This window comes from Streptomyces sp. FH025, assembly GCF_017427025.1.
Lineage (GTDB): Bacteria > Actinomycetota > Actinomycetes > Streptomycetales > Streptomycetaceae > Kitasatospora.
The window spans coordinates 1-2502 of sequence record NZ_JAFLNG010000919.1 but is presented as its reverse complement, the minus strand read 5'-3'; the positions used below and the strand labels follow the sequence as shown (position 1 = coordinate 2502).

At 74.3% G+C, this 2502-nt stretch carries 3 protein-coding genes; all 3 read left to right on the top strand.

The features are described 5' to 3' along the window. A partial coding sequence (locus tag J0670_RS35665) for a cytochrome P450 (RefSeq protein WP_207816759.1) occupies window positions 1–1038 on the top strand: 1038 nt, incomplete at its 5' end. 83 nt (window positions 1039–1121) lie between these two features. After that, on the top strand, window positions 1122–1319 hold the full coding sequence (locus tag J0670_RS35660) for a ferredoxin (protein WP_207816757.1): 198 nt from the start codon (window positions 1122–1124) through the stop codon (window positions 1317–1319). Next, window positions 1316–2502 (top strand): FAD-dependent oxidoreductase (locus J0670_RS35655; RefSeq protein ID WP_307806842.1); only part of this gene is annotated, 1187 nt, incomplete at its 3' end. The genes J0670_RS35660 and J0670_RS35655, both read left to right, overlap by 4 nt.

The following is a 2502-nucleotide window of genomic DNA, read 5'->3' as shown; positions in this document are numbered from 1 at the left end:
ATCAAGGCCGTCCTGTCCGACGCCCGCTTCAGCTCCGACGCCACCCGCCCCGGCTTCCCCTTCATCAGCGAGGGCGCCCAGCAGCTGAGCTCCGACCGCCGCCCCAGCTTCATCCGGATGGACGACCCCGAACACGCCCGCTACCGCCGGATGCTCACCGGCGAATTCATGATCAAGAAGGTCGAGGCGATGCGACCCGAGGTCCAGCGCATCGCCGACGAACTGCTGGACCGCATGACCGAAGGCCGCTCCGGCGCCGACCTCGTCGCCGAATTCGCCCTGCCCCTGCCCTCCCTGGTCATCTGCCTGCTCCTCGGCGTCCCCTACCGGGACCACGACTTCTTCCAGGAGTGCAGCCACGTCATGCTGCGCCGCGACTCCAGCGCCGAGGACGTCGCCGGCGCCCGGGACAAGCTGCGCGACTACCTGACCGAGCTCACCGAGTCCAAGCGCACCGACCCCGACGACGGCATCCTCAGCCGCCTACTCGCCCGCGGCGAGCTGAGCACCGAGGAGGTCGCCATGATGGGCGTCCTGCTGCTGATCGCCGGACACGAGACCACGGCGAACATGACCGCCCTGTCCGTCCTCGCCCTGCTGCGCAACCCCGCCCAGCTCGCCCACCTGCGCGCACACCCCGAGTCGGTGGCCGGCGCCGTCGAGGAACTGCTGCGCTACCTGACCATCGTCCACGGCGGCGTCACCCGCGTCGCCACCGAGGACGTCGACCTCGGCGCAGTGCGCATCCGGGCCGGCGAAGGCGTCATCTGCATGATCAACACCGCCAACCGGGACGGGGAGGAGTTCCCCGGCGGCGACGACCTCGACCTGACCCGCGACGCCCGCCGCCACCTCGCCTTCGGCTTCGGCATCCACCAGTGCCTGGGCCAGCCCCTGGCCCGCCTCGAACTCCAGGTCGCCCTCAACACCATCCTGGGCCGCCTGCCCGAACTGCGCCTGGACGTCCCGTTCGAGGAAGTTCGCTTCCGTGGCGAGATGCTGATCTACGGCGTCCACGAGCTGCCCGTCGCCTGGTGACACCACCGCCTGACCGAACTAGCCTCACCCACGCCAACAACCCGATGCACCACAGCAGTTCGCCACGCCACGAAGGGAAGACCATGCTCGTCCACATCGACCAGGAGAAGTGCTGCGGCGCCGGAAGCTGCGTCCTCGCCGCCCCCGACGTGTTCGACCAGCGCGACGAGGACGGCGTCGTCGTCCTGCTCGACGCCCGCCCGCCGGCCGACCTCCACCAGGCCGTCCAGGACGCCGCCGCGGTCTGCCCGGCCGCAGCGATCCGCCTGGAAAACGCGTGACCGCACTGCGCGAGGTGGCCGTCGTCGGAGCCGGCGCCGCCGGACTCCACACCGCCGAGGCCCTGCGCCGCGCCGGCTACGACGGCCACCTCACCCTCATCGGGGCCGAGGACACCCCGCCCTACGACCGGCCCCCGCTGTCCAAGCACCTGCTCTCCGGCCAGTGGCAGCCCGAACGCCTCGCCCTGCGCGACCCGGCCACCCTGGACGAGCTCCGGCTCGACCTGCGCCTGGGCGTGCGGGCCGAACGCCTCGACCGTCGGGAGCGGGCCCTGCACCTGTCCGACGGACACCGGGTGCGCTGCGACGCCGTCGTCGTGGCCACCGGGGTCCGCCCCCGCCGCCTGCCCGGCGCCCAGGCCCCGCTGCCCGGCGCCCACGTGCTGCGCACCCTCGCCGACGCCCTCGCCCTGCGCGAGGAACTGCGCGCGGGGCTGCGGCTGCTGGTGGTCGGCGGCGGGCTGCTCGGCGCCGAGGCGGCCGCCACCGCCGTCGAACTCGGCGCCGAGGTGACCTGGCTGGTCACCAGCGCCACCCCGCTGGCCGCCGTCCTGGGCACCGAGACCGCCCAACTGCTGACCGGCCTGCACCGCGAGCACGGCGTACGCATCCACCGCGGCACCGCCACCGCCGTCCTGCGGCGCGCCGGCCGCGCCGCCGGCGTACGGCTCGCCGACGGAGACGACCTGGAGGCCGACGCCGTCCTGATGGCCATCGGCTCCCAGCCGGCCACCGAATGGCTGGCCGACAGCGGCCTGAACCTGGACGACGGCCTGGTCTGCGACGCCTACTGCGCCGCCGGCCCCGGCGTCTGGGCCGCCGGCGACGCCGCCTCCTGGCCCGACCCCGCCACCGGCCGCCACCGGCGCCTCGAACAGCGCACCAACGCCACCGAACAGGCCCTGCACGCCGCCCGCAACCTGCTGGCCGGCGAGGGCGGCGCCCGCCAGGCCTACACCCCCGTCCCGTACCTGTGGACCGACCAGTACGGGCTGCGGATCCAGGCCTACGGCCGCCCCGGCGACGCCGAGCACTTCGACGTCGTCGACGGCCACCTCGCCGAACACCGCTTCGCCGCCGCCTGCGCCCGCGAGGGCCGCATCACCGGCGCGGTCGGCATCGCCTCCCCCCGCGCCCTGCGCCAGCTGCGCGCCCAGGTCGCGGCCCACGGCCCGTGGCCGCC